The organism is Oceanicaulis sp. (assembly GCF_965284345.1).
In the GTDB taxonomy this organism is placed as follows: domain Bacteria; phylum Pseudomonadota; class Alphaproteobacteria; order Caulobacterales; family Maricaulaceae; genus Oceanicaulis; species Oceanicaulis alexandrii_A.
Genome location: NZ_OZ260073.1, coordinates 1,939,057 through 1,964,097 on the forward strand (window position 1 = coordinate 1,939,057; position 25,041 = coordinate 1,964,097).

General features: G+C 63.1%; 25 protein-coding genes. 11 read left to right on the forward strand and 14 right to left on the reverse strand.

Annotation, left to right across the window (positions count from 1 at the left end; genetic code table 11):
• Positions 1 to 9 precede the first annotated feature (9 nt).
• Positions 10 to 207 (reverse strand): LPS translocon maturation chaperone LptM, encoded by a 198-nt coding sequence (gene lptM / locus ACQ66J_RS09450; protein ID WP_430431423.1) that lies wholly within the window; start codon positions 205 to 207, stop codon positions 10 to 12.
• Entirely contained in the window at positions 204 to 1,658 is a 1,455-nt protein-coding gene (argH, locus tag ACQ66J_RS09455) for an argininosuccinate lyase (protein ID WP_430431424.1), read from the reverse strand. The genes lptM and argH overlap by 4 nt, the downstream gene beginning before the upstream one ends.
• A 57-nt stretch (positions 1,659 to 1,715) precedes the next feature.
• On the opposite strand from argH, the gene ACQ66J_RS09460 reads away from it, so the two are divergent.
• A complete protein-coding gene (locus tag ACQ66J_RS09460) occupies positions 1,716 to 2,309 on the forward strand; it encodes a TlpA family protein disulfide reductase (protein ID WP_430431425.1) in 594 nt (197 codons plus the stop codon).
• Between the two features lie 70 nt (positions 2,310 to 2,379).
• Positions 2,380 to 2,883, forward strand: a complete 504-nt coding sequence (locus ACQ66J_RS09465) for a hypothetical protein (RefSeq protein WP_430431426.1) — start codon at positions 2,380 to 2,382, stop codon at positions 2,881 to 2,883.
• Between the two features lie 54 nt (positions 2,884 to 2,937).
• On the opposite strand, the gene ACQ66J_RS09470 is transcribed toward ACQ66J_RS09465, so the two are convergent.
• The 4 genes from ACQ66J_RS09470 to ACQ66J_RS09485 form a co-directional block, all read right to left on the reverse strand.
• Positions 2,938 to 3,879 carry an electron transfer flavoprotein subunit alpha/FixB family protein gene (locus ACQ66J_RS09470; RefSeq protein WP_375550008.1) on the reverse strand — a complete coding sequence of 314 codons (942 nt, stop codon included), beginning with the start codon at positions 3,877 to 3,879 and terminating at the stop codon, positions 2,938 to 2,940.
• A gap of 1 nt (position 3,880) precedes the next feature.
• Positions 3,881 to 4,630: an electron transfer flavoprotein subunit beta/FixA family protein gene (locus tag ACQ66J_RS09475; protein ID WP_375550007.1), complete on the reverse strand. Its 750-nt coding sequence runs from the start codon at positions 4,628 to 4,630 to the stop codon at positions 3,881 to 3,883.
• A gap of 288 nt (positions 4,631 to 4,918) precedes the next feature.
• A complete protein-coding gene (locus ACQ66J_RS09480) occupies positions 4,919 to 5,527 on the reverse strand; it encodes a YceI family protein (RefSeq protein WP_430431427.1) in 609 nt (202 codons plus the stop codon).
• 158 nt (positions 5,528 to 5,685) lie between these two features.
• The gene (locus ACQ66J_RS09485; protein WP_430431428.1) at positions 5,686 to 6,261 is read right to left on the reverse strand and encodes a cob(I)yrinic acid a,c-diamide adenosyltransferase; all 576 of its coding nucleotides are present in this window, start codon (positions 6,259 to 6,261) and stop codon (positions 5,686 to 5,688) included.
• Between the two features lie 165 nt (positions 6,262 to 6,426).
• Here ACQ66J_RS09485 and ACQ66J_RS09490 point away from each other — a divergent pair, with 165 nt between their 5' ends.
• Positions 6,427 to 7,524 (forward strand): serine hydrolase domain-containing protein, encoded by a 1,098-nt coding sequence (locus tag ACQ66J_RS09490; RefSeq protein ID WP_430431429.1) that lies wholly within the window; start codon positions 6,427 to 6,429, stop codon positions 7,522 to 7,524.
• Here the strand turns inward: ACQ66J_RS09490 and ACQ66J_RS09495 are convergent.
• Positions 7,521 to 7,727 carry a twin transmembrane helix small protein gene (locus tag ACQ66J_RS09495; RefSeq protein WP_375550003.1) on the reverse strand — a complete coding sequence of 69 codons (207 nt, stop codon included), beginning with the start codon at positions 7,725 to 7,727 and terminating at the stop codon, positions 7,521 to 7,523. The genes ACQ66J_RS09490 and ACQ66J_RS09495 overlap by 4 nt on opposite strands.
• A 195-nt stretch (positions 7,728 to 7,922) precedes the next feature.
• Here ACQ66J_RS09495 and ACQ66J_RS09500 point away from each other — a divergent pair, with 195 nt between their 5' ends.
• Positions 7,923 to 8,546: a TetR/AcrR family transcriptional regulator gene (locus ACQ66J_RS09500; RefSeq protein ID WP_430431430.1), complete on the forward strand. Its 624-nt coding sequence runs from the start codon at positions 7,923 to 7,925 to the stop codon at positions 8,544 to 8,546.
• 4 nt (positions 8,547 to 8,550) lie between these two features.
• Here the strand turns inward: ACQ66J_RS09500 and ACQ66J_RS09505 are convergent, their stop codons facing one another.
• Together ACQ66J_RS09505 and ACQ66J_RS09510 are read right to left on the reverse strand one after the other, a co-directional pair.
• On the reverse strand, positions 8,551 to 9,699 hold the full coding sequence (locus tag ACQ66J_RS09505) for a Rieske 2Fe-2S domain-containing protein (RefSeq protein WP_430431431.1): 1,149 nt from the start codon (positions 9,697 to 9,699) through the stop codon (positions 8,551 to 8,553).
• Positions 9,696 to 10,640, reverse strand: coding sequence for a DMT family transporter (locus ACQ66J_RS09510; RefSeq protein ID WP_430431432.1), 945 nt, complete (start codon positions 10,638 to 10,640; stop codon positions 9,696 to 9,698). Before ACQ66J_RS09510 ends, ACQ66J_RS09505 begins: the two co-directional genes overlap by 4 nt.
• A 160-nt stretch (positions 10,641 to 10,800) precedes the next feature.
• Here ACQ66J_RS09510 and ACQ66J_RS09515 point away from each other — a divergent pair, with 160 nt between their 5' ends.
• Positions 10,801 to 12,273, forward strand: coding sequence for a sodium/proline symporter (locus tag ACQ66J_RS09515; protein ID WP_430431433.1), 1,473 nt, complete (start codon positions 10,801 to 10,803; stop codon positions 12,271 to 12,273).
• 5 nt (positions 12,274 to 12,278) lie between these two features.
• Positions 12,279 to 12,821, forward strand: coding sequence for a GNAT family N-acetyltransferase (locus ACQ66J_RS09520; RefSeq protein ID WP_430431434.1), 543 nt, complete (start codon positions 12,279 to 12,281; stop codon positions 12,819 to 12,821).
• Between the two features lie 215 nt (positions 12,822 to 13,036).
• Here the strand turns inward: ACQ66J_RS09520 and ACQ66J_RS09525 are convergent, their stop codons facing one another.
• The 4 genes from ACQ66J_RS09525 to bfr form a co-directional block, all read right to left on the reverse strand.
• Positions 13,037 to 13,579, reverse strand: a complete 543-nt coding sequence (locus tag ACQ66J_RS09525; protein WP_430431435.1) for a DUF3299 domain-containing protein — start codon at positions 13,577 to 13,579, stop codon at positions 13,037 to 13,039.
• A gap of 66 nt (positions 13,580 to 13,645) precedes the next feature.
• Entirely contained in the window at positions 13,646 to 14,305 is a 660-nt protein-coding gene (locus ACQ66J_RS09530; protein ID WP_430431436.1) for a ZrgA family zinc uptake protein, read from the reverse strand.
• Positions 14,305 to 15,114, reverse strand: a complete 810-nt coding sequence (locus ACQ66J_RS09535; RefSeq protein WP_375549995.1) for a ZIP family metal transporter — start codon at positions 15,112 to 15,114, stop codon at positions 14,305 to 14,307. Before ACQ66J_RS09535 ends, ACQ66J_RS09530 begins: the two co-directional genes overlap by 1 nt.
• A 169-nt stretch (positions 15,115 to 15,283) precedes the next feature.
• Positions 15,284 to 15,766, reverse strand: coding sequence for a bacterioferritin (gene bfr / locus ACQ66J_RS09540; protein ID WP_375549994.1), 483 nt, complete (start codon positions 15,764 to 15,766; stop codon positions 15,284 to 15,286).
• Positions 15,767 to 16,277: 511 nt separating this feature from the next.
• Here bfr and ACQ66J_RS09545 point away from each other — a divergent pair.
• Together ACQ66J_RS09545 and gltB are read left to right on the forward strand one after the other, a co-directional pair.
• Positions 16,278 to 17,783 carry an NAD(P)-dependent oxidoreductase gene (locus tag ACQ66J_RS09545; RefSeq protein ID WP_430431437.1) on the forward strand — a complete coding sequence of 502 codons (1,506 nt, stop codon included), beginning with the start codon at positions 16,278 to 16,280 and terminating at the stop codon, positions 17,781 to 17,783.
• The gene (gene gltB / locus ACQ66J_RS09550) at positions 17,780 to 22,288 is read left to right on the forward strand and encodes a glutamate synthase large subunit (RefSeq protein ID WP_430431438.1); all 4,509 of its coding nucleotides are present in this window, start codon (positions 17,780 to 17,782) and stop codon (positions 22,286 to 22,288) included. Before ACQ66J_RS09545 ends, gltB begins: the two co-directional genes overlap by 4 nt.
• On the opposite strand, the gene ACQ66J_RS09555 is transcribed toward gltB, so the two are convergent.
• Positions 22,285 to 23,244 carry an AraC family transcriptional regulator gene (locus ACQ66J_RS09555; protein WP_430431439.1) on the reverse strand — a complete coding sequence of 320 codons (960 nt, stop codon included), beginning with the start codon at positions 23,242 to 23,244 and terminating at the stop codon, positions 22,285 to 22,287. The genes gltB and ACQ66J_RS09555 overlap by 4 nt on opposite strands.
• Before the next feature lie 101 nt (positions 23,245 to 23,345).
• On the opposite strand from ACQ66J_RS09555, the gene ACQ66J_RS09560 reads away from it, so the two are divergent.
• The 3 genes from ACQ66J_RS09560 to ACQ66J_RS09570 all read left to right on the forward strand — a co-directional run bounded on the left by ACQ66J_RS09560 (position 23,346) and on the right by ACQ66J_RS09570 (position 25,035).
• A complete protein-coding gene (locus ACQ66J_RS09560) occupies positions 23,346 to 23,768 on the forward strand; it encodes a DUF4345 domain-containing protein (RefSeq protein WP_430431440.1) in 423 nt (140 codons plus the stop codon).
• A gap of 9 nt (positions 23,769 to 23,777) precedes the next feature.
• A complete protein-coding gene (locus ACQ66J_RS09565; RefSeq protein ID WP_375549989.1) occupies positions 23,778 to 24,131 on the forward strand; it encodes a hypothetical protein in 354 nt (117 codons plus the stop codon).
• A gap of 538 nt (positions 24,132 to 24,669) precedes the next feature.
• On the forward strand, positions 24,670 to 25,035 hold the full coding sequence (locus ACQ66J_RS09570; RefSeq protein WP_430431441.1) for a hypothetical protein: 366 nt from the start codon (positions 24,670 to 24,672) through the stop codon (positions 25,033 to 25,035).
• Positions 25,036 to 25,041 lie beyond the last annotated feature (6 nt).

The following is a 25,041-nucleotide window of genomic DNA, read 5'->3' on the forward strand; positions in this document are numbered from 1 at the left end:
GGGAATGGCCTAGCGCGTTTGCTCACTTGCAGTGGGCTCGGCTTCGGTCTCTTGCGTGGTTTCTTCGCTCTCAAAAGCGCGTTCGTCTGCGGTGCGCTCATCCGCGCCCCAGAACGGCGGCGGGCGTTCAAGGTCGCCACGAATGCCGCAACCTGACAGCACCAGAGCCGCCGCGAAGCCCAGAAAGGCGAGGGTCAGTCGTTTCATGCCATCTCTCCATCATCGCCCGTGTCATACAGGTCCAGTTCGAATTCGAAATGCTCCTGCCAGGCTTTGACCTGTTCCATAACCCGGACCGGGGCGGTGCCGCCATAGCTGGTGCGGCTTTCCATGGAGGCGCGGGCGGACAGGACCGAGAAAACCCGGTCATCGATCTTCGGCTCGATGGCCTGATAGTCTGACAGCGGCAAATCCTTGAGCGGGACGCCCTTGGCTTCGGCGGCTTTGACGGCAGACCCGGACACATGATGGGCGTCGCGGAAGGGCATGCCCAGCTCGCGCACCAGCCAGTCGGCGAGGTCTGTGGCGTCAGAATAGGATTCCCCCGCCGCCGCTTCCAGCGTTTCGCGGTTAAAGCTCAGATCGGCCGCCATGCCGCTCATCGCCGCAATAGCGAGCGCCAGATCGTCGAACGCGTCAAAGACGAGCTGCTTGTCTTCCTGCATGTCCTTGGAATAAGCGAGCGGCAGCCCCTTGCAGACGATGATCAGGCCTTGCAGCGCGCCTGAAATCCGGCCCGGCTTGGCGCGGACCAGCTCGGCGGCGTCCGGATTGCGCTTTTGCGGCATGATGGAGCTGCCGGTGGAGAAGGCGTCGGTCAGCTGGGCGAAGCCGAACCGGCCCGACGTCCACAGCACGATCTCTTCGGCGAAGCGCGACAGGTTCACCGCCGTGATGGTCGCAGCCGCCAGCGCTTCCAGCGCGAAATCACGTGAGGAGACCGCGTCCAGCGAGTTCGCCATCGGCACGTCAAAGCCAAGCGCGGCGGCGGTCATGCTGCGATCAATCGGAAAGGCGGTGCCCGCCAGCGCCGCAGCGCCCAGCGGACTTTCATTCAGACGATCACGGGCGTCCAGAAGCCGGCCCCGGTCGCGCTCTGCGGCCTCGACCCAGCACAAAAGATGGTGTCCCAGCGAAATCGGTTGCGCGGTCTGAAGGTGGGTGAAGCCTGGCATCACCCAGTCGGCATGGGTTTCAGCCTGTTTGACCAGCGCTTCTTGATAGGCGCGCAAACCCTTGGCGGCGTCATCGAGCGCGCCGCGCAGCCAGAGACGGAAATCGGTCGCGACCTGGTCATTGCGCGAGCGCGCGGTATGAAGGCGTCCCGCGGGCGCGCCGATCTTTTCTCGCAGCGCCGCCTCGATATTCATGTGGACGTCTTCAAGCTCGGGCTTCCACTCAAACTCTCCCGCGATGATGTCATCGCGGATGGCGATAAGGCCGGACGAGATGGCATGCTCGTCCTCGCTTGAAATCACGCCGCAAGCGGCCAACATCCGGGCATGGGCGAGGGATCCGGCGATGTCCTGTTCAAAAAGTCGTTTGTCCACGTCCACAGACGCGTTGATCGCTTGCATCACGGCGGAAGGTCCGGCGTTAAATCGGCCGCCCCAGATGCCGCTGGCTTTTGCGTTCTGGGATTTTACATCTTCGGTCATGGGCGATGCGTCCTTGGGCGGGGTTCTGGAGCGGAACCGATAGAAAAGAGGGTCGCTATGAAAGCGCCGAGTTTGAAAACAGGCATTCTCACAGTCGGCGCGATTGGCGTGCTGGGAATCCTATACGTCATTTCCAGCGCCCTTGTCAGTTCCACTCATGGTCCACTCGACAGTTACGCCGTTGGCGCCATGTCAAAGTTCCGCACCGTGCCCGAAGCGCCCGAGCAGCCACGCAATACGCTGATCACCGGCGAGGGCGAAGAGATCACCCTGGCCGATATGCGCGGCAAGATTCTACTGGTGAACTTCTGGGCGACCTGGTGCGCGCCCTGCGTGGTGGAGATGCCCTATCTCAACGACCTGCAAGGGGCGTATGGCTCGGACGAGTTTGAAGTCGTGACGATCTCCATGGACCGGCGGATCGAAGAGCCGCAGGCCTTTTTTGAAGAGCACGATCTTGAGCATCTGAACTTCTATTTCGATCCGGGCATGAGCATCGCCTTTGGCGTGATGGGCAGCGCCAATCGCGGTCTGCCCCTGACCATTCTCTATGATCGAAACGGGATCGAGATCGGCCGCGTCGCCGGTGAGGCCGAGTGGAACAGCCCGGACGCCTATGCCCTGATCGAGGCGGCGCTGGAGCGGTATTAACGCGGCTTCACTTGCCTTTTACGCGATAGAGCGTCCCCAATGCGGCTTTCAGTCTGGGGAGGACGCTGTCATGAAATATCTGCTGATCGCTGGCGCGGGCGCCGCCGCACTGGGCTGGGTCATGCCTGCGCACGCTCAGGAGACGCCGGGCGAGGCCGTAGAGGCGCTCTATGACGTCATCTCCGGTCCGGTGGGCGAGACGCGGGACTGGGATCGCTTTCGGGCGATGTTCCTTGAGGGCGCGCAGATGACCGTGCTGGCGCCCACGCCCGAAGGCGAGGAGCGCGTGGTGACCCTGACCGTCGAGGATTATGTCGAGCGTAACAGCGAGCGTTTATCGCAGATGGGCTTCACCGAAGCCGAAACCCGTCGTCAGACCCACATTTATGGCGGCCTCGCCACGATCCTCAGCGCCTATGAAGCCACGCGCGCTGATACGGGCGAAACGATTGCGACCGGCGTGAACACCATTGTGCTGGCCCGGCAGGACGGGGTGTGGAAGGTCGCGAGCCTCGCCTGGCGGTCAGAAACCGAGGACTGGCCCGTCGAGCGCGCGTTCGAAGCGCGCCATTAAAAAAACCCCGGAAGCACGGCTTCCGGGGTTTTCTCTATTCGGTCGGAAGGCGGCTTAGAGGCCGACTTTACCCAATTCGGCTTCGAACTCGGGCACGGCCGTGAACAGGTCCGCGACCAGGCCGTAATCAGCGACGGAGAAGATCGGCGCTTCTTCGTCCTTGTTGATCGCGACGATGACCTTGGAGTCCTTCATGCCGGCCAGGTGCTGGATCGCGCCGGAAATGCCGACGGCGATGTACAGCTCAGGCGCGACGACCTTGCCGGTCTGGCCGACCTGATAGTCGTTCGGCACGAAGCCCGCATCCACAGCGGCGCGCGAGGCGCCGACGGCGGCGTTGAGCTTGTCGGCGACCTTTTCGAGAATGGCGAAGTTTTCGCCATTGCCCATGCCGCGACCGCCGGAGATGACGATCTTGGCGGCGGTCAGCTCGGGGCGGTCCGATTTGGACAGCTCTTCGGAGACGAACTCGGAATTGGCTGAAGCCGCAGGCGCGTCGAGGCTCTCGACAGAGGCCGAACCGCCATCACCCGCCTTTTCAAACGTGGTCGGGCGGACGGTGATGACTTTCTTGGCGTCGTTGGACTTCACCGTCAGCATCGCATTGCCCGCATAGATCGGGCGCACGAAGGTGTCGGCGCTTTCAACAGCGGTGATGTCGGAGATCAGCATCACGTCGAGCTTGGCGGCGACGCGCGGCATGAAGTTCTTACCCACGGTCGTGGCCGGGGTCAGAATGGCGTCGTAATCGCCGGCGATGGAGACCACGACGGCTTCCATGGCTTCGGCGAGCTTTTTCTCGAGGTCAGCGGAATCCGCGTGCAGCACCTTGGCAACGCCGTCGAGCTTGGCGGCGGCGTCAGCAACAGCGCTCGCGCCCTTGCCGGCGACCAGCACATGGATGTCGCCGCCGATTTTCGAGGCCGCGGTCACAGCGGCGCGCGTAGCGTCGTTAAGTTCCGCGTTGTCGTGCTCAGCAATAACCAGAACAGTCATTTTAGATCACCCCCGCTTCGTTTTTCAGCTTGTCGACCAGCTCGGCCACGGTCTCGACTTTGACGCCGGCTTCACGTTTGGGCGGCTCGGAGACCTTCACGACTTCCAGACGCGGCGTGATGTCCACACCGAAATCGTCCGGGGTCTTGGCGTCGATCGGCTTGCGCTTGGCCTTCATGATGTTGGGCAAAGACGCATAGCGCGGCTCGTTCAGACGCAGATCGGTGGTGATGATCGCCGGGGCCGGGATGGCGAGGGTCTGAAGGCCGCCGTCAATCTCGCGGGTGACGTTGAAGCCTGTGTCGGTTTTCTCGACTTCGGAGGCGAAGGTGGCCTGCGGCCAGCCCATCAGGGCGGCGAGCATCTGGCCGGTGGCGTTGGAATCGTCGTCGATCGCCTGCTTGCCCAGAAGGACCAGCTCGGGGGATTCCGCTTCCACCACGCCTTTGAGGATTTTCGCCACGGCGAGCGGTTCGACCGTCGCATCCGTGGTCACGTGGATGCCGCGATCCGCGCCCATGGCGAGCGCAGTGCGGATCGTTTCCTGAGCCTGGGCCGGACCGATGGAGACCACGACGATCTCTTCAGCGACGCCCTTTTCCTTCAGGCGGATCGCTTCTTCGACAGCGATCTCGCAGAAGGGGTTCATGCTCATCTTGACGTTGGCCAGGTCGACCCCGGTCTGATCCGGTTTGACGCGGACCTTCACGTTATAATCGACTACCCGTTTGACGGGGACGAGGATCTTCATCGACGGCTCCGGTTTCTCTTCGTTTGAACTGTTCGGCGCGAGGGAGCCGATTGCTCCCGAAACCTGGCGCCGACTATGGTCAGGCTTGAACTTAGGCGCGGAAACTGCCCTTGCCACCCCCATAAGTCAACGCGGCATGCGGCAAGGTCCGGACAAGGCGGTGCAGCGCAGCACTTGGAACCTGCGACAGCCGCCTCAACCTGCGGGGAGCGGACATGAAAACGACCGGCGCTCGCTATGGAGGCCGGCCGTTGATCACGCCATCAGAAACATGTGGCGTCTGGCTGATTATTCTTCAGTGACGACCGTCAGCTCGGTGTTGATCTCGATGCGGACTTCATCGGAGACAGCCGGGGCCGCATAGCCCAGACCCCATTGCGAGCGCAAAATCTCGCCCGTTGCGGTGAAGCCCGCGGTCGGGGTTTGCGAGAACGGGTTCGGGCCGCGCTGGTTCAGCGTCACGTCCAATGTCACCGGATGCGTCTGACCCAACAGCGTCAGATCGCCCATCATCTGGCCGGTCTCGCCGTCTTCGGTTTCAAAGCCTGTGGCGACAAAGCGCGCGGTCGGATGCTCGGCGATGTTGAACAGGTCCGGCGAGCTCAGATGGCCCACGAAGCGGTCCTGATCGGCGCCGACCCAGAAGCCGTCTGAAAGGTTGAACGTCACGTCCACGGTGGAGTTCGCAGGCTCTTCAAAGTCCAGCATCAGAACACCGTCAAAGTCGGTGAACTGGATGGCTTGATGGGAGAAGCCCAGATGGGTCCAGGTGGCGCGGATCGCGGTGTGGGTCTTGTCAAACTCGTACTCGACCGGATCGGCGAAAGCGGTGGGGGTGAGGGCGGCGGCGCCCAGGAAGGCCGCGAGCGAGGCGGCGGCGTATGCGGTCTTCATCATGCTCTGTCCCTAATTGTGAACGGCGAAACTGCGGCGACAGGCCGCATGCTGATACATAGGGAGGGGCGCCCGCACTTTGCTACCCGTCAGGCGTGAATTTCGTTGTTTCCGGAATGGAAACGCTTCACGAGAGGGTGAGCGGGCGGCGGTAAAGAGCGTCAGCGGTTCGCGCCAGGAACCCACTTCACATCACGCGCGCCATTATCATTGGCGATCCGCGCCGCCACAAACAGATAGTCAGACACCCGATTGAGATAGGTGATCGCCGGTGCGCCCACGATGTCGCCCCGGCTCGCCAGCTCGACGGTCCGGCGTTCGGCGCGGCGGGCGATCGTGCGGGCCAGATGCAGCCGCGCGGACAATTCCGCGCCGCCGGGCAAGATGAAGCTGTCTAGCGGTTCGAGCTTTTCATTGTGGGCGTCGATGCGCGCTTCCAGCCAGTCCGTCTGCGCAGGCGTCATGCGCAATGGCTCCCAGTCGAGTTTTTCGCCTCGATCGGGCACGCACAGATCGGCGCCCAGATCAAAGAGGTCATTCTGAATGCGCGTCAGCTCGGGCGTCAGCGGGTGGTTCTCGCCCGCGCCGCAAACCGCCAGCCCCAACGCGGCGTTCAGCTCGTCCACCGCGCCATAGGCCTCGACCCGAAGGTCGTGCTTGTCGGTCTCGCTCATATCGCCCAGCCGGGTGCGGCCCGTGTCACCGGTGCGCGTGTAGATTTTCGTGAGCCGGACCATGGCGCTCTCCTTTGATTGAATGGGCAAACTATCGAGCCGACCCGACTTGGACAATGGGCGAGCTGTCGCCTTGCGGTGTCACCTTGAAGTTACTCTTGACGGGTTCGATCCAGGCTGGCAAAACTCAAAAAGTCACCTTTGCGTAACCTTTCTGAGGAGCCTGACATGAAAGTTCTGTTTGCTACGGCGGCGCTGGCCTGTCTGTCGGTCGCCCAGGCGCAGCCCCTGACGGCGCTGCAGTCCGTTGCAGATTCGGTCCTGTCGGAAAGCGGCGCTCCGGCTGCAGGCGTGGCGCGGGTGTCGCGTGATGGAGCGCGCAGCGTCGCGGTCGCAGGCGTGCGCCGTCAGGACGCGCCCGATGAAGTGACGCCGGATGATCTTTGGCATCTGGGGTCGAACACCAAGGCGATGACGGCGACGCTTGCGGCGCGTCTGGTGGAAGCGGGCGTGCTCGATTGGGACACCACGCTGGGCGAGGCGCTGTCAGAGCTGGGGATTGAGATCAGCTCTGAGTTCATCCCGGTGACGCTGGCGGACCTGCTGCACCATCGGTCCGGACTGCCGGCCAATCTGGGGCGGTTCTCCACGATCCGCTTTCTGGGCTCAGATGACAGCCGCGACGTTCAGGTGGACCGTTTGCGCTACGCCGAAATCCTTCTGGCGCAAGAACCGGCCCAGTCTCGCGGCGCGTTCGTGTATTCCAACGCCGGGTATGTCATCGCCGCTCTGATGATGGAGCAGGCTGCAGGCCGGTCCTACGAGACCTTGATGCGCGAAGAGGTGTTTTCCCCTTTGGGCATGGAGAGCGCGGGCTGGGGGCCGCCGGGCGAAATGGGCGCGAACGACCAGCCGCGCGGTCATGGCGCGGGCCTGTTTGGCGGTCTGTCAGCGCGAGAGCCGGATGAGAGAGCGGACAACCCGCCTGTGCTGAACTCGGCAGGCCGGGCGCATATGACCCTTGATGACGTGCTGGACTTTCTTCAGGTGCATCTGGACGCTGAAGACGCATCCTACTTGAGCGCTCGAAGCTGGGAAGTCCTGCATCGACCGGTGGGCGAGGAAGCTTACGCCATGGGCTGGGGCGTCACCTCAGAGGGCGCGCTGGGCCATAGCGGCTCGAACACCATGTGGCTGATCCGGGCGCGGATCGATCCGGTGCAAGGCCGCGCCGCGGCGGCCGTCGTCAATGATGGCCGCATCCAGCAGATGTCGCCGGTGCTGGGGCAGGCGCTGTCGCAAATGCTGGAAGGGGAGACGCCTTAGGCGCCCAGCTGGTTTTTCAGCCAAAAGCCGGCGACCAGCACCAGAACGGCGATGAACTGAATCGCCACACGCGCCCGCATGAGCTTGTTGGACCAGGATCGGCCGAAATCGCCGCCCTTGAACAGCGAGAAAATCCCGACGCACAGGACGACGAAGACAACAGCAAGCAAGACGTAGAGCAGAATATCGACAAATGTGATCATGCCGCTCATTTAGGCTGGAAGGTCAGGAGAGGCAATGGCGCGGCCTCAGACCCGCCAGAAAGCCGCACTACCTCCGCGATAGGATAAATTATACTCGCCTTTTGCGAGCATAATGAATGCGCTACCTGTTCATCTAAATGGAAAGCCCTCATACTCCGCGAATCGATGAATGCATTTAACGCCAGGACGAACGAAATGCGTGATCTTGCCGGAGGCCGCGTGACGCGCCGTGATATGAGGCGTGAAGCGACGAAAGCCGCCGTACTTGAAGCGGCTGAAAAAGTCTTCCTGTCTCAAGGTTATGTAGGGGCCACCATTAAGGCCATCGCCGATGAAGCCGGCGTGTCTCCGGGCACCGTGCTGAACGCCGAGCCTTCAAAAGCCGCTTTGCTCATGGCGATCTTGAGCAATGAAGTCGAGATCATTGCAGAATCCGTCGAGCAGATGGAAGCGGCGCTATCGGGCGGTTTGACGGACCGGATCATCGCTTTGCTGCAGATCATGCTTGAAGCTCAGTCGCGCAATAGCGAGCTGTTCGCCGCCGCTGTCGGCCATAGCTGGATGGTGGCTGATCCCACGTATCAAGCTGCATTTGATCAGATGGAACTGGCCTGGCGGCCTATCCGGCGCGTGATTGAATCCGGCATCGCCTCTGGCGAATTGCGACAGGATGCTAATCCTGACACGATTATCGCCGTTCTCAGTGATCAGTTTCTGGGGGCGATGCGCGCCAAACGCCGTAGCGAATACGAAGACCGTCCCATGGTCTCTCTCGAGGAGCGCGTCCGTCTGGTGATCGAGGGAATCCTGACGCGCTAGACGCCTAGGTTCTCCAGCGCAGCACGGCGGGTTTGACGGGGTTCTTGAACGCCCGACCTTCCGCCTTCGCGCTCATCCATTCGCGCTTCAGGCGGCGGTACCAGACCATCAAAGTGTCTGCGTCCGGAATCTGCATCAGCGGCGGATCATAGGACAGGCCTTCGCCCTGGAGTTTCATGATCCGGGCGTCCTGCTGCAAGAAGGCGTGGGTGAAGGGGCGCGCGATCAGCTTGACCAGGTTCAGGATCGGCACGTCCCAGTACATGATCTCGCGGATCTCACACAGAGTGTCATCAATCGGCGTGATCGCCGCCAGCCCGATGAAGCCGTATTTCTCGTTGCGGATGGATTCTGAGCGCAGGCCCGGCAGCAGGAACTGGATCTCCACCCGGATCTCGCCGCCGATAATGTTGTAGATATAGGAATTGACCGGCTTGTGAGAGAGCATGGTGAAGCCCATTTCGCTGGGCGCGTAATGCTTTTCTTTTTCCTTGAGCGTCTTGGAACTGCGCCAGAGCGGGCTCTTGTGCACGAAGGGTGTATGAGCTGGATCCAGTAAGCCGATCACGGCGTGGTCCTGATGACAGGCCAGCTCGGCGCGCTGGACGAACTTCACCTTGCCTTCGCTCTGCCCTTTGTGAAGCACCATGTTTTCAAAACGCGGCGGATCGCTGTCAGGCATGCCCGCCGGGTCGGTAGGCATGTAGATCCAGATCAGCCCGTCCTGTTCGCGAAGGGCGTAGTTGCGCACCTGGATCTTGCTGAGGTCAAAGGGCTGCCCCTCGACGAGAGACGGGATATGCGCGCAGCCGCCATCGGTGCGGAAGCGCCAGCCATGATAGGGGCATTCCACGGTCTTGCCGCCATCAGGCGCGTCCAGCATCTGGCCTGAAGATAAAGGCACGGCCCGGTGCGGACACAGATCGCGCAGAGCGAACGCCGCGCCGCGGCCATCGCGTCCCATGACGATGGGCTCGCCGAGGAATTTTTTCTTGTAGAGCTTGCCGGCCTTCAGCTCGTCAGACGTCATCGCCACATACCAGATGTCGCGGATCAGCGGGCCGCCCAAAGCGCGGAACGGATCGTCGCCGGTCTTGGGCGTGGACGAGGCGCCTTGGGCGCTGGCGGAGGCGGGAGCGGCGGTGTCGGTCATGGATCGGGTTTAGCCGCGCCTGCGCCCGGGGTCGAGACTTGAACGCCAGCGCGTTGTGCGGCGTAAACGCCGATCATCACCAGCGCGGCGCCGATCCATTGCAAAGGCGTAAAGGCTTCACCGAACAAGACCCATCCCGCAAAGGCGGAGACCACGGGCTGAATCAGGATGATCAAGGTGGCGAGGGCGGCGGGCGTATGGCCCAGCCCGTAGGCGACCCCGCCCTGTCCGCCCACATGGACGATCAGCGCCAGCGCCAATAGCGGCCACCAGCCCGACGGATCGGGCGGCATGAGCGGTTCGTTAAAACCGGTCGCCACGAGAAGTGCGATGGGTGTGGCCACGAAGGTGGACCAGAACATCACCTCGACCGTCGCGGCGCCCGCCTTGCGTGCGGCCCGGATGCTGAGAATGTATCCGGTGTACCAGACGGCGGTGAGCGCGGAGAGAATGTCGCCGCTGACCCGCTCTGGCGCGAAGCGTACATTGCCGCCCGCCAGGCAAATCGCGCCCAAAATCGCCAGCACGCCCGCAATGAACATGCCGCGCGTGGGTCTTTCTTGAAACAGGAACCAGGCGGCGATCGCCACCAGAATGGGCGTCAGATTGGCCAGCAAGGTCGCGTTGGCGGCGGTGGTGATCTTGATCCCGGCGTGCCAGAAGGCGAGATCGCCCGCAAAGAACACGCCCGCCAGCGCCAGGGCGCGCCATCCTGGCGGTTTGAGTGCGAACGGTTCGCCTGCGCGCCGCCTGGCCCAGAGGCGTCGGCCCAGCAGCGCCGCGAGCAGCGGCAATCCCAGCGACAAGCGCCAGAAGGCGATGGCTTGCGGGCCAAGGTCTGACGCTTTCACCAGGATGGAGGCGAAGCCCAGAATGGCCGCGCTGACCGCCAGTACGGCGACACCGGGGATTTGCAGGCGCGAAGACGAAGACAGCGGCATAGGCGAACGCCTGGACAAAGAGTGAGCGCAATCAGATCGAGCCATTTGCTGGACCATTGGCAAGCTTGTCCAGTTTTGTGATCGTGCGCGCGACTCAGAAAAGGGCTGTGCGATAACGCTTTGAGTTTGCATAGTCGATGCTCAGGCATGGGGAACACGCATGGATGACCTTGGAGCGACCGCGGGCGTCGTGTTGATCACACTGATCGCCTACAAGCTGGGGCTGATCCTGATCGGCGTCCTGGCGTCGCGCTTCACCCATGACGAAACCGACTTCTTTCTGGGCGGTCGGAAGATGGGGCCGTGGGTGGCGGGTCTGTCCTACGCCGCCTCCACCTCTTCGGCCTGGGTGCTCTTGGGCTATACCGGCTTTGTCTATGATCAGGGGGTGTCGGCCCTGTGGATGGTGCCGGGCATTCTGGGCGCCTATGCGGTCATCTGGCTGTTTTTCGGTCCGCGCCTGCGGGCGGCGTCCGCCAAGGACAAGCACATCACCGCCAGCGATTACATGGCGGCGGGCGCGGGGCGTTGGAAAGTCTGGGTGCGGAGCCTGGCGGGTTTGCTCGTGCTGCTCACCTTCATGGTCTATATCGCCGCCCAGTTCGGCGCGGCGGCGATCGCATTTGAGAGCCAGTTCAACATCAGTCATTGGGAAGGCGTGCTGCTGGGCGCCTGGGTCATCTTGATCTATGCGCTGATGGGCGGGTTTTGGGCGGTGTCGCTGACCGACACCTTGCAAGCGGGCGTGATGGCGGTGATCTCGGTGGTGCTGCCGCTTTTGGCATTGATCAGCGCGGGCGGGATTGACGGCGTCTGGACAACGCTGTCCGCGTCCATGCCCGCCGCGTATCTGGATCCCATGGGCGGGCGCGGCCTGTTCGCGTTTATCGGCTTTGCGACCGGGCTCGCTTCGATCGGACTGGGCGCGCTGGGCCAGCCGCATCTGCTGGCGCGTCTGATGGCGGTGCGTGATGACGCGGCGCGCAAGCGCGGCTTCGCAATCGCCATCGGCTGGGGCGTGATTGTCCACGCCGGCATGGCCATCCTGGCGCTTTCGGGGCGGGCGCTCGTCATGGACGCCGCGGATGGCGAGGCGCTGTTTTACCAGATCGCCGCCATGGTCTTGCCGGCGGTGCTGGCGGGCATCGTTATCGCCGCGGTATTGTCTGCGGTGATGAGCACGGTGGATTCGCTGCTGATCGCAGCTTCGGCGGCGGCGGTGAATGATCTGGGTCTGGCGCAGCGGTTTCCGGGTCGCGAAATGCTGATCAGCCGCTCGGTGATGTCTGTTTTATGCGCGCTGGCGGTGGCGCTCACCCTCAGCCTGCCCGCTTCAATCTTTGACCGGGTGCTGTTCTCCTGGTCGGCGCTGGGCGCCGCCTTCGGGCCTGTCATCTTAATGCGCGTCTGCGGAGTAGAGCCGCGCGGGCTGGCCATTCTGGCCTCGATCGTGACCGGCTTTGCGCTGACGGTGGTGTTTTATGTGTTCGGGCAGGTGGATGGCGCCGCCATGGGGGGGCTTCCGGCGCTTCTGTCGCGTCTCTCTGGCGTGCCCGGCGATCCGTTCGAGCGCATCTTCCCCTGGCTGATCCCGCTTGTTCTCCTCTTCACCGTCCGCCAGTCCCGGAGCTGACCTCTATGACCGCGACCGCTTGCCCAACTTTGACCACCGAGCGTCTGATCCTGCGCGAGACCCTCTATGAGGATTTTGAGCCCAGCGCGGCGCTGTGGGGCGATGACAGCGTGGTGCGTTATATCAGCGGCAGGCCGTCGAGCCGCAGTGAAAGCTGGGCGCGGCTGCTGCGCTTTCCGGGGCTCTGGGCCTTGCTGGGCTATGGGTATTGGACCGTGATCGAGCGCGAAACCGGCCGCTTTGTGGGCCAGGCCGGGCTGGCTGATTTCAAGCGCGACATGACCCCGTCCATCGAAGGCGTTCCCGATGCCGGTTACGTGTTCTCGCCGGCTTTTCACGGCCGTGGTTACGCGACTGAAGCCATGCGGGCGGTGATGGGCTGGGCGGATGACGTGCTCAAGGCGCCGCTGACCTGCGCGATTATCCAGGACGAGAATCTTGCCTCGATCCGTGTGGCGGAGAAGCTGGGTTTCGGGCGAGCGGAGACGGCGGATCTGGGCGGAACGCCCGTGACGCTGTACTGGAGGGACCGGCCCGCCACTGCGTGACAGAGCAGGCGCGGGTGGGACCCGCCGAGCGGTCGCGCAGGCTTCGATCGCCCCCCTCTGACGATTGTGTGCCGCGCTGGTACACGCAAGACGAGCCCCAAGCTGGTACACGCAAAGAGCGTGCAGCTCAGCCAATACACGTTCGCGAAACTCTGTGTCCGGAACTGTTCGACACGGCGCCGAAAATAGGACAAGCGCACACGAAACCGTGCGTTCTAGCTTTCGTAAGGCAGCAGTTCTGTCAGCTCGATCGTATAAGCGGTGTCGCCCAGATCATTGTCATGCCGATCGGTGTGCATCACGCCTTTGACATAGACCGGATCCCACAAACCCTGGATCTGGATCGGCTCTTCGGCATGCACATAGACGAGCTGGTTGGGCGGGGGCGGCGGCACGTGAATGCAGGCGCCCACATAGGGCACCAACAAGAAACGGCTGATCTCGCGCGACCCGGTGAAGTCAAACGGCAGGACGTAACCGCCAAGACGCACGATCTGGCCGTCCAGCGCATCCACCGTATTGAAAGTCTGCACCTGCGGCATCCGCTCGGCGCCGAAATGGTCCATGCCGTTCTGCACCGCCTGCATTTGTTGCAGCTGGGCGATGCGCTCGGCTTCGCCTTCGGGCAACAGATCAGCCCAGGACAGATCCAGGAATTGGGGTGTGGACTGCGCCTCGGCGCTGTCCGTGGCAAAGGCTGCGGTCGCGCCGGTCAGCGCGGCGCCAGCCAGAAAGGCGGAGAGAAGAAGTTTGCGCATCATGCCTCGCAAAATGCGCTCGCCGATGCTCAAGCGCAAGTTACGAGGCTGAAAAGAGTGCGCGTCCTAGTCCAGACGCAGGACGGGCCGGGCCGGGCTGAGATCCTGGGCCGCGGCGCGTGCACCGTCAAAATACTGCACTTCCAGCGTTTCAAACTGGTTGAACGCCTCAAACAGGCCTGACAGATCGATGTCAGAGAGGCGCTCGGGGCGGGCGCACTCAAACGTCCAGCTCACCACCACATCGGCATGGCCGTGACCGGCATGGTCGTCGTGGTCCCCATGGTCGCCGTGATCATCATGATGATCATGGTGGTCATTCTGATCATGGTGGGCGGATGCATCCTCATGCATGTGCTCATGCTCAGATTCATGGTCATGGTGATGCTCGCTTGACGCGTCGGCAGGTCCGCCACCCATTTGCGTCTGTGTGAGCGTGCATTGTGCGGCGCTGGACAGGGCGATCATGGAGGAGCTGGCCAGCGTGCGCGCCGCTTGCGCGACCACGGCCCGCTCTTCTGGCGTTTCGGGCGTGTGCTCGAACACATAAAGATTGAAGGCGGGGGTTGTCAGTTCGGCCAGAACGGCGCCCTCGGGGTCCGCGGCGATCGCCAGCTGGGCCGCGCCGTGCACATGCGCGCCCAGCTGCCGCATCGGGTCCGCATTCTGAGCCAGAGCGGGGGAAGACAGAAAGCAGGCGGTGAGGCAGACGATACCAAGGCGCATCAGCGGTCTCCTTCGGGATGGGAATGACGAAAGTCAGGCAGGATAGACGCCGCATGTCCATGGGAGTCATGCGAATGGCCGTCTGAATGACCCAGCGTCATGACGGCGGCGACGGCGGCGCCGGCGAAGACGGCGCTCAAGCCTTTGAGCCAGCCCGCCTGCGCGGTTTCGCCCAAAAGATGCGACGCGCCTACCTGCAACAGCAGGCCCGCGACCACAGCGAACAGCATGCCCAGCAAGGCCGGATCCACGCTCAGGGCGAACGGACCTGAAATGACGGCGGACAGAAGGGTGGTCGCGCCCGCCGCCAGAAATGCGATCACAGTCGCCGCGCGGTCTGAAAAGCCGCCGCGCTGAAGCAGCAAGAAGCAGATCAGCGTCTCGGGCATCTCATGCAGGATCAGTCCGGTCGCCGTGCTGATCGCCGTGTAGGGATCCATGGCGGAGGTGACGGCGTAGACGGTCCCATCCAAGGTGGAATGCACGGCGATCGCCAGAACGGGCGCCAGCGCCCGCATGCGTCCGGCGCTTGTCTGCGTCTGCATGGTGGCGCCCACCAGGACGTGCAGCACCAGCCCGAAGCCGAATCCGGCCAGCACCAGCCATCCTGCATAAGGGTGCAAGACCAGCGCTTCGGGGATCAGCCGCACCAGCGCCAGGGTCACCACCACGCCGCCGGAGAACGCGGCGAACAGGGGCGCGTTGGCGCGCGTGAAACCGCTGGCGCGATGCACCAGCACGAGCGCCAGGGCGCAAACAAGCGCGGCGGTCAGCCCAAGGCTGAGTGTGAGGAGATAAGCGGCAGACACGGAAGCGGGACACCTGAGTGTTATATTGTTTCACTCTGATAGCGGCTGTGACCTAAAGGGGCAAGCGCGCTGGGCTGTGAGGTCGCCTCTTGAGCCCGATGCAGGGTCTGAAAACGAAAACGCCGCCCAATAGGGGGCGGCGTTTCAGCGTCTGGTTTTAAAGACAGGCTCAGCCCATTTCGCCGGGCGACATCTGGCTTTGCATATAGCGCGCCTCGCCCACTTTCTCGATCAGGCCGAGCTGGGTTTCGAGATAGTCGATATGCTCTTCTTCGGATTTCAGGATTTCATCAAACAGCTGACGGCTGCCGTAATCGCCGACCTGTTCGCAATAGGCGATGGCGTCTTTGTAGACCGGATGCGCGCGGCGCTCCGCTTCAAGATCGCATTCCAGGCACTCTTTGAGGGTCTCGCCGATCAGAACCTTGCCCAGATCCTGCACATTCGGCAGGCCTTCGAGAAACAGGATGCGTTCGATCAGCGCGTCCGCATGCTTCATTTCGTCGATGGATTCTTCGTACTCGATCTTGGCGATCTTCGCGAAGCCCCAATCCTTGAACATGCGCGCATGAAGGAAGTACTGGTTGACCGTGGTTAGTTCCAGGCGCAGCGCCTTGTTGAGGTGCTCGATAACCTTGGGATCGCCCTTCATGGCCGTCTCCATCGTGATGAATTCAGGCTGTCAGGCTACTGCGTTCGGTCAATGAGGGAAGAGGGTTGGGCCAATTATGTTCGTCACTGAAACTAAGTTGCAGGATTGACCCCTTCAGGCCGCGGCTCCGGCCGCTTCCCCTCGGTCATGGCCCATCACACGCGCCGCTTCTTCAAAGCACCGCCCGCAGCGGGGCTTGGCGCCGCAGGCCTTGAACGCACTTGGGACATCGCCCGCGCCGTTTTTGGCGGCGGCTTTGAACTGGGTGCATTTCAGCGCGTTGCAGAGGCAAACATACATGGAGCAGATCCGTGATGCGGGTTGCGAGTGTGTCCGCAAATCATTCGCAATTAACATAGCCATTCTTGCGAATGAGTGTCAACGGCGATCTGGAGGGCGCGACTGTCAAAAGTATATCAGGTGTAAACGCCCTTGTTTCACTGGATTCTGAAGCGAGCCGTGTCTGATTGAACGGGCTCACGCTTGCGCGAGATGGCCTTCTCATGATGCAATGCAGCAAGAACGTCCGGACAAAGAGCGCCACAAAGACGCCGCGGACAGGCATGAGGAGACGGCTGTGCTGAAGTTTACAAGCACGGACCAGCGCTATCCGGACAAACGGTCCGCAGACGAGCGCCGGACCGACTTTGACGAAATCTATGCGCCTTTCAGCCTGGAGCAGGGTGAGGCGCAGGCCGAACGCTGTTCGCAATGCGGGGTGCCGTTCTGCCAATCGGGCTGTCCGCTGCACAATGACATTCCCGACTGGCTGATGCTGGTCGCTGAAGGGCGTCTGGAAGAAGCGTATGAGCGCTCCTCCGCCACCTCCGCCATGCCCGAAGTGTGTGGCCGGATCTGCCCTCAGGACCGGTTGTGCGAAGGCGCCTGCGTCATCGAGCAATCGGGTCATGGCGCGGTCACTATCGGCTCGGTTGAGACGTTCATCATCGAAACCGCGTGGAAGAACGGCTGGGTCAAGCCGATCCGCCCGGCGCGCAAGACCGGTCTGTCGGTGGGAATCATCGGCTCTGGCCCGGCGGGTTTGTCCGCCGCCGAGCGGCTGGCCCAGCATGGCCATGAGGTGACGATCTATGAGCGGCAGGACCGCGCGGGCGGCTTGCTGATTTACGGCATCCCCAATTTCAAGCTCGACAAATCCGTGGTCGAGCGCCGCACAAAACGCCTCGAAGAGGGCGGGGTCGTCTTCAAGCTCAATTTCGAAGTGGGCAAGGATGCGAGCCTGACCGAGCTTCGATCCCGCCATGACGCGGTCTATGTGGCCGCGGGCGCCTATGCCGCCCGCGCGCTGACCTGTCCCGGCGGCGGCGGGCGCGGCCTGGTTCCAGCGCTCGATTACCTCACGGCCTCCAACAAGGCGGGCTTCGGCGATGAGAGCGGACAGGGCGGCCGTCTGAACGCGAGCGGCAAGCGCGTTCTGGTGATCGGCGGCGGGGACACCGCCATGGATTGTGTGCGCACCGCCATCCGTCAGGGCGCTGACAGCGTGGCGTGCCTGTATCGCCGCGACCGCGTCAACATGCCCGGCTCGGCCCGCGAAGTGGTCCATGCCGAAGAAGAAGGCGCCATGTTTGACTGGCTCAGCGCCCCCGCCGCCATTCTGGGCGATGCAGAGACCGCCTCCGGTGTGCGCATCCAGAAAATGACCCTCGGCGCGCCTGACGCCTCGGGGCGTCGCCGTCCGGTGGCGATGGCGGGTCAGGAAGAAGATCGCGCCGCCGACATGGTGATCGCGGCTTTGGGGTTCGAGCCGGAGCACTTCCCCCAGACTCTGGGCGCGGAGGGGCTTGAGCTCAATCCGCGCGGCGCGATCCGTGTGACCGACCGCAGCCGCACCTCTCTGCCTGGAGTGTATGCCGGCGGTGACGCCGTGCGCGGGGCCTCCTTGGTGGTCTGGGCCGTGAAAGACGGTCTGGACGCCGCTGACACCATCCATGCCGATCTGATGGCGGGCGCGCGCAAAGCGCAGGCGCAGCCGATTGCGGAGCCTGCCGAATGAGCCAGTTTGATTATCTGACCGAACGTCAGCGCTTGATCGATGCGGGCGCGTATGAGCTTGAGAGCGAGCGCTCCGCCTGCGGCGTCGGCTTGATCGCCGATATCAAGGGTGAGCCGCGCCGTGAAACCGTGGAGCTGGGCCTGAAAGCGCTGAAAGCGGTCTGGCACCGTGGCGCTGTGGATGCGGACGGCAAGACCGGCGACGGCGCCGGTTTGCGTTTGGGAATCGCGCAGGATTTCTTCAAGGCGGCGGTGGCCCGCACGGGTCACGCGCCGAGCGATCACGCCATCGGCGTGGGAATGGTCTTCCTGCCGCGGACGGATTTTGGCGCCCAGGAAAAGGGCCGCACCATCGTCGAGACCGAGGTGCTGCGCGCGGGCTTGCGCCTGTTTGGTTGGCGTCAGGTGCCGGTGGATCCGTCCTGTCTGGGCGCGAAAGCCGCCGCCACTCGTCCGGCGATCGAACAGATCCTGTTTGAAGACGCGACGGATCGCAATGCGGACGAGCTTGAGCGCACGCTCTATCTGGTGCGCCGCCGCATCGAGCAGCGCGCCCGCGCCGAAGTTGTGCCCGAGCTTTACGTCTGCTCGCTGTCCGCACGCGACGTGGTCTATAAGGGCATGTTCCTGGCCGAGGCCATCGACCAGTTCTACCCCGATCTGCGCGATGCGCGATTCGTGTCGCCCTTTGCGATCTTCCACCAGCGCTATTCGACGAACACCTTCCCCGAATGGAAGCTGGCCCAGCCCTTCCGCATGCTCGCCCATAATGGCGAGATCAACACGCTGAAGGGCAATCGCAACTGGATGCAAAGCCATGAGATCCTCATGGCGCATTCCGCGTTCAAGGACGCCGAGGATGTGGTGCGCCCGGTGATCAGCCCCGGCGCGTCGGATTCCGCGGCGCTGGACGAGGTGTTTGAAATCCTCGTGCGTGCGGGCCGTTCGGCGCCCATGGCGAAAACGCTGCTGATCCCTGAAGCCTGGTCCAAGCGCGGCGAGATCATGCCGGGGTCTTGGCGCGGTCTGTACGAGTATTGCAATTCGGTGATGGAGCCCTGGGACGGGCCGGCCGCCGTAATTGCCTGCGATGGCCGCTGGGCGATTGCGGGGCTCGATCGCAACGGTCTGCGCCCGCTGCGCTGGAGCCTGTCGGAAGACGGGCTTCTGACCGTGGGCTCTGAAACCGGCATGGCCGAGCTCGAACCTGCGCGCGTCATCGAACGCGGCGCGGTGGCCCCGGGGCGCCTGATCGCGGTGGACCTCGCCGAGGGCGGCTTCCTGCGCGAGAGCGAAATGCTTGATCAGCTCGCCGCCAAGCATCCGTACGAAGACTGGCTGAAGAACGTCCGCGAGATCGAGTCCGAAGTCGGCCCCGGCCCTGAGCCGCTTCTGTTTGACGACGCCGAGCGCGCCCGCCGTCAGGCCGCCGCCGGCATGACGATGGAAGAGATCGAGATCATCCTCTCGCCCATGGCCGAGGACGCCAAGGAAGCCATCGGCTCGATGGGCGATGACAGCCCGCTGGCGGTGCTGTCCAATCGCTATCGTCCGATCAGCCATTATTTCCGGCAGAACTTCTCTCAGGTCACCAACCCGCCCATCGACCCGCTGCGCGAAGGCCGGGTGATGAGCCTGAAAACCCGGTTCAAGAATCTGGGAAATGTGCTCGAAGAGGACGCGGCGCAAACCGACGTCTTCGTGCTGAACTCTCCGGTGCTGACAAACGGCATGTATGATCGCCTGCGCGGCGTTTTGGGCGAAGGGGTCGCGCTGATCGACATCACCCTGCCTGCGGCCGACGCCACCGGCTCAGGCGCGGGGCTCAAGGCGGCGCTTGATCGCATTCGCGCCGAAGCCGAGGCGGCGATCAGCGAAGGCGGCGCCCAGCACCTGATCCTGACTGACGAACGCCAGAGCGAACGCTTTGCGCCTGTGCCCATGGCGCTGGCGGTGGGGGCGGTGCACACGCACCTCACGAGAAAAGGCCTTCGTACCTATTGTTCGCTGAATGCGCGCACGTCTGAAGTCACGGATCCACATGCGCTGGCGGTTCTGGTCGGCCTTGGGGCCACCACCGTGAACCCGTATCTGGCGTTTGAAACCGTGGCCGCACGCACCGAGCGCAATCTGTCAGGCATGAGCCCTGAGCAGAAGGCGAAGAACATGAAGACCGCCTTTGATGCGGGTCTTCTCAAGATCATGTCCAAAATGGGCATTTCGGTGGTCAGCTCCTATCGCGGCGGCTGTAATTTTGAAGTGCTGGGTCTCAGCCGCGCCGTGGCGAGTGAGTATCTGGGCGGGGTCACCAGCCGAATTTCCGGCATTGGCCTTGCGGGGCTTGAGTCAAAGCTCGCGGAACTTCATCGCTGGGCCTGGCGCCATGACGACGCCGTGCGCCTGCCCGTCGGCGGCTTTTACCGTCAGCGCAGCTCGGGCGAGGCTCATGCGCTGGAAGCAAGCTCGATCAGCCTGCTGCAAAAGGCCGTCCGCAATGAAGATTACGACGCCTATCGCGCCTATGTCTCAAAGCTCAATCATGAGGACCAGCCGATCCAGCTGCGCGATCTTCTGGAGCCGCGGCCTCTGAGCGGTCCGGTGGATCTGTCGCGTTGTGAGAGCGTGAACGAGATCCGCCAGCGTTTCGTCACGCCGGGGATGAGCCTCGGCGCGCTCAGTCAGGAAGCCCATGGCGCGCTGAATGTCGCCATGAACCGCATTGGCGCCAAGTCCGTCTCGGGTGAGGGCGGGGAAGACCCTGCGCGCTATCACCCGATGCCTAATGGCGACAATATGAATTCGGCGGTCAAACAGGTCGCCTCGGGTCGGTTCGGCGTGACAGCCGAATATCTCAACCAGTGCCGCGAGATCGAGATCAAGGTCGCCCAGGGCGCCAAGCCCGGCGAGGGCGGCCAGCTCCCCGGCTTCAAGGTCACAGGCTTCATCGCGAAAATGCGTCACGCCACGCCGGGCGCGACTCTGATCAGCCCGCCGCCGCACCATGACATCTATTCCATCGAAGATCTGGCGCAGCTCATCTACGACCTCAAGCAGATCAACCCCTACGCGCGCGTCTGCGTGAAGCTCGTCTCCGCGGCGGGCGTGGGCGCGGTGGCGGCGGGCGTGGCGAAAGCTCATGCGGACATTATTTTGATTTCCGGCAGCGTCGGGGGTACGGGCGCCAGCCCGCAAACCTCGATCAAGTTCGCCGGCGCGCCGCTGGAGCTCGGCCTGTCTGAAGCCCATCAGGTCTTGTCGCTCAACGGTCTGCGCGAACGGGTCACCCTGCGCGCCGATGGCGGCATCCGAACCGGGCGCGATGTGGTGATCGCCGCCATGCTGGGCGCGGAAGAATTTGGCGTCGGCACGACATCTCTGGTGGCTCTGGGCTGTCTTATGGTGCGCCAGTGCCATTCCAACACCTGCCCGGTGGGCGTGTGCACCCAGGATGAAGAACTCAGAAAGCGCTTCACCGGGCTTGCCGACCATGTGGTCAATCTGATGACCTTCATCGCCCGCGACACCCGCGAGATTCTCGCAGGCCTCGGCGCGGAGCGTCTGGAAGACGTGATTGGTCGCGCGGACCTCCTCGATCAGGTCAGCCGCGGGGCGGATCATCTTGATGATCTTGATCTCAATCCGCTTCTGGTGCGCGTGGACCCGCAGGCGCGGCCGCCGCGCTCGACCCGCACCCAGCGCAATCCGGTGGCCCCGGCGCTTGATGAGCAGATCCTCAAAGACGCCGAGCCGGTCTTCTCGCGCCGCGAAAAGATGCAGCTTGTCTATGACGTGAAGAACACCGACCGCGCCGTGGGCGCGCGGGTGTCCTCTGAAATCGTGCGCACCTTCGGCCCGGACGGGCTCGAAGACGGCCAGCTCACCCTGCGTCTGCGCGGCTCGGCGGGGCAAAGCCTCGGCGCGTTCTCGGCCACGGGTTTGCGGATCGAGCTTGAGGGCGACGCCAATGATTATGTGGGCAAGGGTCTGTCCGGCGCCACGATCGCCATTCGTCCCTTTGGCGGCTGTAAAGAGCATCGCCCCGGCGACGCCATCATCGGCAACACGGTCCTCTATGGCGCCACGTCCGGCCGCGTCTTCGCTGCGGGCGGGGCGGGCCAGCGCTTTGCGGTCAGAAATTCCGGCGCGACCGTGGTGGTCGAGGGCTGCGGCGCCAATGGCTGTGAATACATGACCGGCGGCGTGGCGGTGATCCTCGGTAAGGTCGGCGACAACTTTGCTGCCGGCATGACCGGGGGCGAAGCCTTTGTGCTCGATGAAGCGAACCGTTTGGAGCCGCGCCTCAATCCTGAAAATGTCGGGGTTCATGTACTGGCGGGCGAGGCCGAGGCCCGCTGCCGCGCCCTGATCGAGGATCATTACGCCGCCACCGGCAGCCTGCACGCCGCCGCGATCCTCAATGACTGGGAGACCCGCAAAACCGCCATCCGCCACATCGTCCCCTTTCCGCCCGCCACGGGCATGGAAGCGCAGGAGAAACGCGCTTAGGCAGGGTCAGCGTCCCGCCGCACGGCGCCGGGGGCGTGTCCGAACTGGCGTTTGAAGGCGCGGCTGAACGCGGCTTCGGAGCCATAGCCTGCGGTTTCGGCGATCTCGATCATCGGGGCTCGTGTGTCTGACAGGACGCGATGGGCGAGATGCAAACGCCATTGGGTCAGATAGCTGATGGCGGATTGGCCAAGCTGTTCGGTGAACCGCGCGGCGAAGACCGAGCGCGACAGACCGGCTTCGCGCGCGAGCGCCTCTAATGTCCAGTCGCGTTGCGGCTGGTCATGAAGTGCGGTGAGGGCGCGGCCCAGATGCGGATCGCGCAGGGCGGCCAGCCAGCCGGTCTGCGCGCGGGTTTCGGTCGCGAGCCAGCTGCGGACCAGCTGGATGACAAGCACATCGGTCAATCGCGTGATCACCGCTTCGCCGCCCGGTGAGAGCTGTTCGGATTCCCGCGCGATGATCGCCAGCGTGGAGGTGATCCAGCTGTCTTCGTCTTGCGCGCTTCTTGAGACGATCAGCTTGGGCAAATGCGCCATCAATTGCGCGCCCAGCACCTGATCAAAGCGCACCACGCCATAAGTGATCCGCGCTCGCGGGCCGGGGCCGTCCAGCGTCAGGGTTTCGTATCTCTGGCTCAGCGGCGTCACGTCCAGCTTGTCCAGCGGGACCCTGTCAGCCTCAGGATCGCTGAACAGGTCATGACGCGCCCCATTGGGGATGAGCGCCAGATCGCCTGCTTTCAGCAGAACAGACGATTCGCCTTCCAGCTGCAGCTGACAAGCGCCGTCGAGGACGATGGCGATCAGGGTCAACCCCTCAAACGCGGGCAGGGCGATGCCCCAAGGCGCCGCCATGTCGGTCTGGCAATACAAGGTCCCCGTCAGTCTCAGCTGATCGAGCAGAGCCGTCAGCGGATCGGGCCGGGGGCGAGGGTCGGTGTTGGGCGTGCTCATGAAAGCCCCGGACGGAGGGTCAATTTTCTCGGACGGGCGAGCATGGCCTGTTCGCAGCGGGAAACGCAATCTCCACCCGGCTTTTGGACAGGAGAACCGCCATGACTACACACGGGATTATTCGCGCGCTGCTCGGGATCAACGGTGTCGTGCTCACAGGGATCGGGGTGATGCTGATCTCCGACCCGCACGCCATGTTTGCGCTGAACGGGGTGTCGCTCAGCCCTGATCCCAATCTGCTCAGCGAATTGCGCGCGCCCGGCGGCGCGCTGGCCCTGGGCGGCGGTTTTGTGCTGGCCTCAGCCGCCTTGGGGCTCTGGATGAGAGCGGCGAGCGGAGTGAGCGCGCTGCTGCTGCTCGGCTGGGCGATCGGGCGTTTGGTCTCTATCCCCTTGGACGGCATGCCCGACGCCGGCTTGCTCATCGCTTTCGGGATCGAACTGGTCCTGGGCTTCGCCAGCGTCTGGGCGATGAGGGCGCTATCTGAGTCCTCTGCACTGGAAGCGGGACTTGAACCCGCCTAGACTCCGAGCATGACACGCCTTTTGCAGACCCCTTACTGGCTGGCGGCGGCTTTGCTCGTCGTCGGTCTCACCTGGACCGCCTCGGCAGGCCTTCTGGTGACCACGCACTGGAGCGCTCTGCTCGGGCCCTATGTCGGGACGGCGGCGCTTTTGGGGGTCGGTTTCATCAATCGTGAGCGCTGGCGCGCGGCGCCGACGCTGTGGCGCACCCGTGCCAGCCTTGCCGCGCTCGCGACGGCGCTGGTCAGCGTTATCATCGCCGCCTCGCTCTCTGGCCCCGCCGTGATCGGCATCGGCCTGCAACTGGGCGGTCTGGTCGGCTTTGCAGGGCTGATGATGATCGCGGCTCAGAAAAGGTATTAAGCTATATCCAAAATTCTTGTGGGGACGTCGGGGATGGCTCTCCAGATGTCAGCACCTCAGGAGGGGTGTATTGGGTGGTTTCAGGGCTTCCTGATTGTTGAACGATCTAGGGCGAATTCCGGGAGTTTTTTATGGGCACCAATAAAATCGGACGAATGTTGATAATAGGCGCAATTCCTAGTCTTGTGTCTTTTATTTTTACTTTTTCATACCTGTTTTTCATTATAAATTATTTAAAATACTATTTTTCAATATTGGACATATTTACTTGGGCCACTTTGGCATTGGGCGTTGTGGGGCTAGTAAGTTTGCATAAATGCTCATTAGGCATCACCCGCCGCAATTTAGATAACATTCGAAAGAAAAATTGAATTCTTATCTATGTTTATTGCGGCTGCGGCGGGCTGTGGGGCCGAGATGAACGTTCTGGTGTTTTAAAGATGCCTCTAGAGAGGCTCCCCTCTTCTCCACACCCATCACCCCCTCCCACCAAAGCCTGATCTGGCGCGCTTTGCCGACGCGGTCTAAGCTCACTTCCATGTTGAAACGTATCAATCATCCTCTGGTCTGGGGCGTTCTGATGATGCTGGCGGGTGCGGGCGGGCTTGTGGCCCAGGGCGCACTCGCGGGCGCGGGCTTGCCGGCCTATCTGGCGCTGGGCGCCGCTCTGGTTTTATTGCCTTTTCTGACCTGGACCTCGCGGGCGCGCTGGCAAGGCGCGGAGGATCGCGCGCTGGGCCGGATCGTGGTTCTGGCGCTGGCGGTGTACGGGCTGGTCATGGCCGTGATGGCGCTTGTGGTCGGGCAGATTCTGTTTGCGCCCTTCGCCGGGCTTTATGTGGGCGGGGCGGTGATGCTATTGGGGCTGCATTATGTGGCGCTGACCGCGCCGCGCACGGCTTAGGCGCGC